Raw genomic sequence first — 6,304 nt, 5'->3', positions numbered from 1 at the left:
TCCAGGCTCATTGCGCGAACTTGCCGGCGATGAATTCGGCGATGCCCGCGGCGGGCACCTTGGTGGCTGCCGTGTCGCGGCGGTGCTGGTATTCGAGCTGGCCTTCCTTCAGGCCGCGGTCGGAAATGACCACGCGGTGCGGCACGCCGATCAGTTCCCAATCGGCGAACATCGCGCCCGGGCGCTCGCCGCGGTCGTCCAGCAGCACGTCGACGCCGGCCGCGAGCAGCTGCCCGTACAGCGCTTCGGCCGCCACCTTGACCTCGGGGCTGCGGTCCATGCCGATCGGGCAGACCACCACCGTGAACGGCGCCAGCGCGTCGGGCCAGATGATGCCGCGCTCGTCGTGGTTCTGCTCGATGGCGGCGGCCGGCAGGCGCGTGATGCCGATGCCGTAGCAGCCCATCTCGAGGAACTGCGGCTTGCCGGCTTCGTCCAGGTAGGTGGCGTTCATGTCCTTGCTGTACTTGGTGCCGAGCACGAACACGTGGCCCACCTCGATGCCGCGCTCGATCGCGAGCACGCCCTTGCCGTCGGGCGAGGCGTCGCCCGCCACCACGTTGCGCAGGTCGGCCACCAGTTCGGGCTCGGGCAGGTCGCGGCCCCAGTTGACGCCGGTCATGTGGAAGTCGACCTCGTTGGCGCCGGTGATCCAGTCGGCCATGACCATCACCTCGCGGTCGGCCACGAGCCTGACGGGCTTCTTGAGGTTCAGCGGGCCGAGGTAGCCGGGCTTGCAGCCGAAGTGGTCGTCGATCTCGGCCAGCGTCGCGAAGCGGAAGCCCTTGTCCAGGCCCGGCACCTTGCCGACCTTGATCTCGTTCATGTCGTGGTCGCCGCGCAGGAGCAGCAGCCAGACTTGCGAACCCTTCGGGTTGCCGGCCTCGTCGAGGATGTCCGTTGCCAGCACCAGCGACTTGACGGTGGTCGAGAGCGGCACGCCGAGCAGTTCGGCCACGTCGGCGCAGGTGCTCTTGCCCGGGGTGGGCGTCTTCTCGAGTGCCTTGGCCGCCACGGGGCGCGGGCCGGCCGGAGCGAGCGCCTCGGCCTTCTCCATGTTGGCCGCGTAGTCGCTGCCGGGGCAGTAGACGATGGCGTCTTCGCCGGTGGCGGCAATCACCTGGAACTCTTCGCTCAGGTCGCCACCGATGGCGCCGCTGTCGGCCGCCACCGCGCGGTAGCGCAGGCCGAAGCGGTCGAAGATGCGGCGGTAGGCATCGGCCATGGCCTGGTAGCTGGCCTTGGCCGCATCCAGGTCGCGGTCGAAGCTGTAGGCGTCCTTCATGATGAATTCGCGCCCGCGCATCAGACCGAAGCGCGGACGGCGCTCGTCGCGGAACTTGGTCTGGATCTGGTAGAAATTCTTCGGCAGCTGCTTGTAGCTGCGGATTTCCTGGCGCGCGATGTCGGTCACCACCTCTTCGCTGGTGGGCTGGACCACGAAGTCGCGGTCGTGCCGGTCCTTGATGCGCAGCAGCTCGGGGCCCATCTTGTCGAAGCGGCCGGTCTCCTGCCAGAACTCGGCCGGCTGCACCACGGGCATCGTGAGCTCGACCGCGCCGGCGCGATTCATTTCCTCGCGCACGATCGCCTCGACCTTGCGGATCACGCGCAGCCCCATCGGCATGTAGGTGTAGATGCCCGTGCCGAGCTTCTTGATCATGCCCGCGCGCATCATGAGCCGATGGCTCGCGACCTCGGCGTCAGCGGGCGCTTCCTTGAGGGTGGAGACAAAAAATCGGGAAGCTTTCATCGGGATCGCGCTGGTGGATTTAAAAATCTTGGGGAAGACGGATGCCGGCGGAGAGACCTCCGGGAACCCGCGGGCCTCGAACTGGCCGCTTGCCGTGTGCAACCCGGCATGCATAATCGACTCAGTTCAAAAATTGGGGTTTGATTATGCTCGACCGGGACGGCTTCAGGCCCAACGTCGGCATCATCCTGCTCAACCAGAGAAACCAGGTTTTCTGGGGCAAACGCATACGCACGCATTCCTGGCAGTTTCCGCAAGGCGGCATCGACCGCGGCGAAAGTCCCGAGCAAGCCATGTTCCGGGAACTGCACGAGGAAGTCGGACTCCATCCGGAGCACGTGCGCATCGTGGCCCGTACCCGTGACTGGTTGCGCTACGAGGTGCCGGATCGGTTCATTCGCCGTGACGCACGGGGCCACTACAAGGGCCAGAAGCAAATCTGGTATTTGCTGCAATTGATCGGTCACGACTGGGATCTGAACCTGCGCGCGACCGACCACCCCGAATTCGACGCCTGGCGATGGCACGACTACTGGGTGCCGCTCGATGTGGTCGTCGAATTCAAACGCGGCGTCTACGAGATGGCACTGACCGAGCTTGCTCGCTACCTGCCGCGGCAGGATTTCCGCAACCGCTTCCTGCGCAGCAACGTGCGCGCCCGGGAGTTCGAGCGCCACATGCCAGACGGCGGCGCGCCCGCGGGGCTGGACCTGCCGCCCGGCGGCAGTTTCGATCCACATCCCGACATTACTTCTGCGAGCGATGACCCTTCCCCTCCTCCCCACAACAAAGCGCCCTTCCTTCCGTCGCAGCGCTGAGGGCGCCCTGCTCGCCGTGTGCCTGGCCCTGCTGGCCGGATGCGCATCGGGCCCGCACGACACGGACAACCCCGACTGGGCGCAGGCCGGCCTGCCGCCGCCGCCCAAGCGCTACGAGACCGATGCCGAATGGAAGGAAAGCGAGGCGCCTCCGCCGCCGGCCTTCGACGTCAAGCGCCTCGAGCCGATCGCAATGCCGCCCTACATGTCGCTGAAGTTCGGCGTCGATCCGGCCACCATCACGATCACCGGCGACGGCGTGGTGCGCTACGTGGTGGTCGCCACCAGCCGCAGCGGCGGGGATGCGGCGCTGAACGCTTTCTACGAAGGCGTGCGCTGCTCGACCGACGAGGTGAAGAGCTACGCGCGATTCAACAACGGCGCCTGGAGCAAGGTCGAACGGTCCGAGTGGAAGAGCTTCCGCGACCTGAACTCGAGCTACGCCAGGCAGCTGGCGCAGCAGGGCCTGTGCCGCGGCCATGCGCCCCGCGTCTCGGTCAAGGACATGGTCACCAACATGCGGGACCCGGCGCGCCAGCTGCAATAAGGCAAGGCGGCAGAACGATCGAACGGGGCCTCCTTGAAGGCCTCGTTTTCCATTCCGGCCCGGCCTCAGCCGCGCATCAGCACCATGTTGTCGCGGTGGACCATTTCCGGCTCCGCCACATAGCCCAGCAGCCGCTCGAATTCCGACGAGGGCTTGCGGCACAGAAGCCGGGCCTCCACGCTCGAGTAGTTGGCCAGGCCGCGGGCGAGTTCCACGCCGTCGGCGTCGCGCACGGCGATCACGTCGCCGCGCGAAAATTCGCCCGAGACGCCCGTCATGCCGATCGGCAGCAGGCTCTTGCCCTCGGCGCGCACCTTGGCGGCCGCGCCGGCATCGACGGTGACCGCGCCGCGCAGCTGCAGGTGGTCCGCCATCCAGCGCTTGCGCGCCTGGTGCTTGGCGGTCTGCGCCACCAGCAGCGTGCCGATGGATTCGCCGCGCACGAGGCGCAGCAGGGCATCGGGCTCGCGGCCCCAGGCGATCACGGTGGAGGCGCCCGAGCCGGCCGCGCGCTTGGCAGCGAGGATCTTGGTGATCATGCCGCCCCGGCCGAGGCTGGAGCCCGCCCCGCCCGCCATGGCTTCGAGCGCCGGGTCGCCGGCCGCGGCCTCGTGCACGAACTTGGCCTGCGGGTCCTTGCGCGGGTCGGCCGTGTAGAGGCCCTTCTGGTCCGTGAGGATCACCAGCGCATCGGCTTCGACCAGATTGGCCACGAGCGCGCCGAGCGTGTCGTTGTCGCCGAACTTGATCTCGTCGTTGACGACGGTGTCGTTCTCGTTGATGACCGGCACCACGCCCAGCCCGAGCAGCGTGACGAGCGTCGAGCGCGCATTGAGATAGCGCTCACGGTCGGCCAGGTCGGCATGGGTGAGCAGCACCTGGGCGCTGCCGATCTGGTTCTCGCGCAGCTTGGTCTCGTACATCTGGGCCAGGCCCATCTGCCCGACGGCCGCGGCGGCCTGCAGTTCATGCACCTCGTGCGGCCGCGTGCGCCAGCCCAGGCGCTTCATGCCTTCGGCAATGGCGCCGCTGGACACCATGACCACCTCGCGGCCGCCCTGCACCAGCACCGCCAGCTGCCGGCACCATTCGCCGATGGCGGCTTCATCGAGACCGCGCCCCTCGTTGGTCACGAGGCTGGAGCCCACCTTGACGACGATACGGCGGGCATCCCGCAAGGCAGTGGATCCGGAGTTCGAGGTCATGGAGGGGCGTGGCGGTCGTGAATGCGGGGTGCGGAGCGTCAGGAGGAGGAAGAAGAAGTATCGGGCGGCAGCTCGACGAAGCGCGGATCGACCTCGACCGGCACATGTTCAGCCGCCTGCTGCGCCTTGACCTGCTGGTACACGGCCTGCACCAGGTGCTCGCAGCCTTCGCGCGTGAGCGCGGAGATCTCGAACACCGGGCCCTTGAAGCGCAGGCGCTTGACGAAGTCCTTCACGCGCGCGGCGCGCTCGTCGGCGGGCACCATGTCGAGCTTGTTGAGCACCAGCCAGCGCGGCTTTTCATAGAGCGCGGCGTCGTACTTCTTGAGCTCGCCCACGATGGCCTTGGCCTGGGCGACCGGATCGACCGCATCGTCGAACGGCGCCATGTCGATCACGTGCAGCARSAGSCGSGTGCGCTGCAGGTGGCGCAGGAACAGGTGGCCGAGGCCCGCGCCTTCGGATGCGCCTTCGATCAGGCCCGGCAGGTCGGCCACCACGAAGCTCTGCTCCGGGCCGACGCGCACGACACCGAGGTTCGGGTGCAGCGTGGTGAAGGGATAGTCGGCGATGCGCGGGCGCGCGTTCGAGATGGCGCTGATCAGGGTCGACTTGCCCGCGTTGGGCATGCCGAGCAGGCCGACGTCGGCGAGCACCTTGAGCTCGAGCTTGAGGCTCTTCTTCTCGCCCGGCCAGCCCGGGGTCTTCTGGCGCGGCGCGCGGTTGATGGCGCTCTTGAAGCGCATGTTGCCGAAGCCGCCGTCACCGCCCTTGGCGATGGTGACGACCTCGCCTTCCTTCAGCAGCTCGTACAGCACTTCGCCGGTTTCGGCGTCGCTGATGATGGTGCCGACCGGCATCTTCAGCAGGATGTCGTCGCCCGCGGCACCGAACATGTCGGAGCCCATGCCGTGCTCGCCGCGTTTGGCCTCGTGGCGGCGCGAATAGCGGAAGTCGACCAGGGTGTTGAGGTTGGAATCGGCCACCGCGTAGACGTGGCCGCCGCGGCCGCCGTCGCCGCCGTTGGGGCCGCCGAATTCCTTGTATTTTTCATGACGGAACGACACGCAGCCGTTGCCGCCATCGCCCGCGGCGATGTCGATGAAGGCTTCGTCGACGAACTTCATGGGGTATCCAGTGTACAAATGAAGAAGCCCCGACAAAGCGGGGCTTCGAGCTGATCGAAGTGACTCAGGCTTATGCCGGGGTCACGTTGACCATGTGCTTGTTCAGTGCGCCCTTGACACCGAACGACACGTGGCCGTCCACCAGTGCAAACAGCGTGTGGTCCTTGCCCACGCCGACGTTCACGCCGGGGTGGAACTGGGTGCCGCGCTGGCGCACGATGATCGAGCCTGCGCTGATCAGTTCGCCGCCGAAGGCCTTCACACCGAGCATCTTGGGCTTGGAATCGCGCCCGTTTCGCGTTGAGCCGCCGCCTTTTTTCTGTGCCATGGAATCTGCTCCTTAGCCAGCGATCGCGCCGATTTGCAGTTCCGTGAACTGCTGGCGATGGCCTTGACGTTTCTGATAGTGCTTGCGACGGCGCATCTTGAAGATGCCGACCTTGTCGTGCTTGCCGTGCGACAGTACCGTGACTGTCACCGTTGCGCCGGACACCAGGGGCGTACCGATCTTGATTTCGCTGCCGTTGCCGACTGCAAGAACCTGATCGATCACGATTTCCTGGCCTACATCCGCAGCAATCTGTTCTACTTTAATTTTTTCGCCGGAAGCAACGCGATACTGCTTGCCGCCGGTTTTTATGACCGCGTACATGTGAACCTCTTAAGGAATGAGCTCTACGGCGAATTCCGCAGAGCCCAAGATTCTAGCACGGTTTGCACGCGCTAACATGGTTTGAGCCAAGGCGCCGCCGGGACGGCGCGCGCTCCTCCCTATAATCTGCGCCTTCCGGCCTCGTGCCGCTGKCACTTTCGCATTCAGACGCGCCGCGCGCAAACGCCTTGCCAGTCCACGC

The 6,304-nt window shown here is 66.4% G+C and carries 7 protein-coding genes; 2 read left to right on the top strand and 5 right to left on the bottom strand.

The genetic code is table 11. The features are described from left to right. Positions 1–7 precede the first annotated feature (7 nt). Positions 8–1,753 carry a proline--tRNA ligase gene (locus AC1DOC_RS14700; protein WP_478084245.1) on the bottom strand — a complete coding sequence of 582 codons (1,746 nt, stop codon included), beginning with the start codon at positions 1,751–1,753 and terminating at the stop codon, positions 8–10. A 146-nt stretch (positions 1,754–1,899) separates the two neighbouring features. On the opposite strand from AC1DOC_RS14700, the gene AC1DOC_RS14695 reads away from it, so the two are divergent. Further along, the gene (locus tag AC1DOC_RS14695; RefSeq protein ID WP_015866987.1) at positions 1,900–2,571 is read left to right on the top strand and encodes an RNA pyrophosphohydrolase; all 672 of its coding nucleotides are present in this window, start codon (positions 1,900–1,902) and stop codon (positions 2,569–2,571) included. Positions 2,572–2,587: 16 nt separating this feature from the next. Further along, positions 2,588–3,118 carry a CNP1-like family protein gene (locus tag AC1DOC_RS14690; RefSeq protein WP_015866988.1) on the top strand — a complete coding sequence of 177 codons (531 nt, stop codon included), beginning with the start codon at positions 2,588–2,590 and terminating at the stop codon, positions 3,116–3,118. A 65-nt stretch (positions 3,119–3,183) separates the two neighbouring features. On the opposite strand, the gene proB is transcribed toward AC1DOC_RS14690, so the two are convergent. From proB to rplU, 4 genes are all read right to left on the bottom strand, one after another. Further along, positions 3,184–4,323: a glutamate 5-kinase gene (gene proB / locus AC1DOC_RS14685; RefSeq protein WP_478084243.1), complete on the bottom strand. Its 1,140-nt coding sequence runs from the start codon at positions 4,321–4,323 to the stop codon at positions 3,184–3,186. 38 nt (positions 4,324–4,361) lie between these two features. Further along, a complete protein-coding gene (gene cgtA / locus AC1DOC_RS14680) occupies positions 4,362–5,450 on the bottom strand; it encodes an Obg family GTPase CgtA (RefSeq protein ID WP_478080288.1) in 1,089 nt (362 codons plus the stop codon). A 70-nt stretch (positions 5,451–5,520) separates the two neighbouring features. Beyond that, positions 5,521–5,778 carry a 50S ribosomal protein L27 gene (rpmA, locus tag AC1DOC_RS14675; protein WP_015866991.1) on the bottom strand — a complete coding sequence of 86 codons (258 nt, stop codon included), beginning with the start codon at positions 5,776–5,778 and terminating at the stop codon, positions 5,521–5,523. 12 nt (positions 5,779–5,790) lie between these two features. Further along, positions 5,791–6,102 carry a 50S ribosomal protein L21 gene (gene rplU, locus AC1DOC_RS14670; protein ID WP_015866992.1) on the bottom strand — a complete coding sequence of 104 codons (312 nt, stop codon included), beginning with the start codon at positions 6,100–6,102 and terminating at the stop codon, positions 5,791–5,793. Between the last annotated feature and the right edge of the window lie 202 nt (positions 6,103–6,304).

Source organism: Variovorax sp. 01T439_2, assembly GCF_056398445.1.
This window is presented reverse-complemented; position numbering and strand designations above follow the sequence as displayed.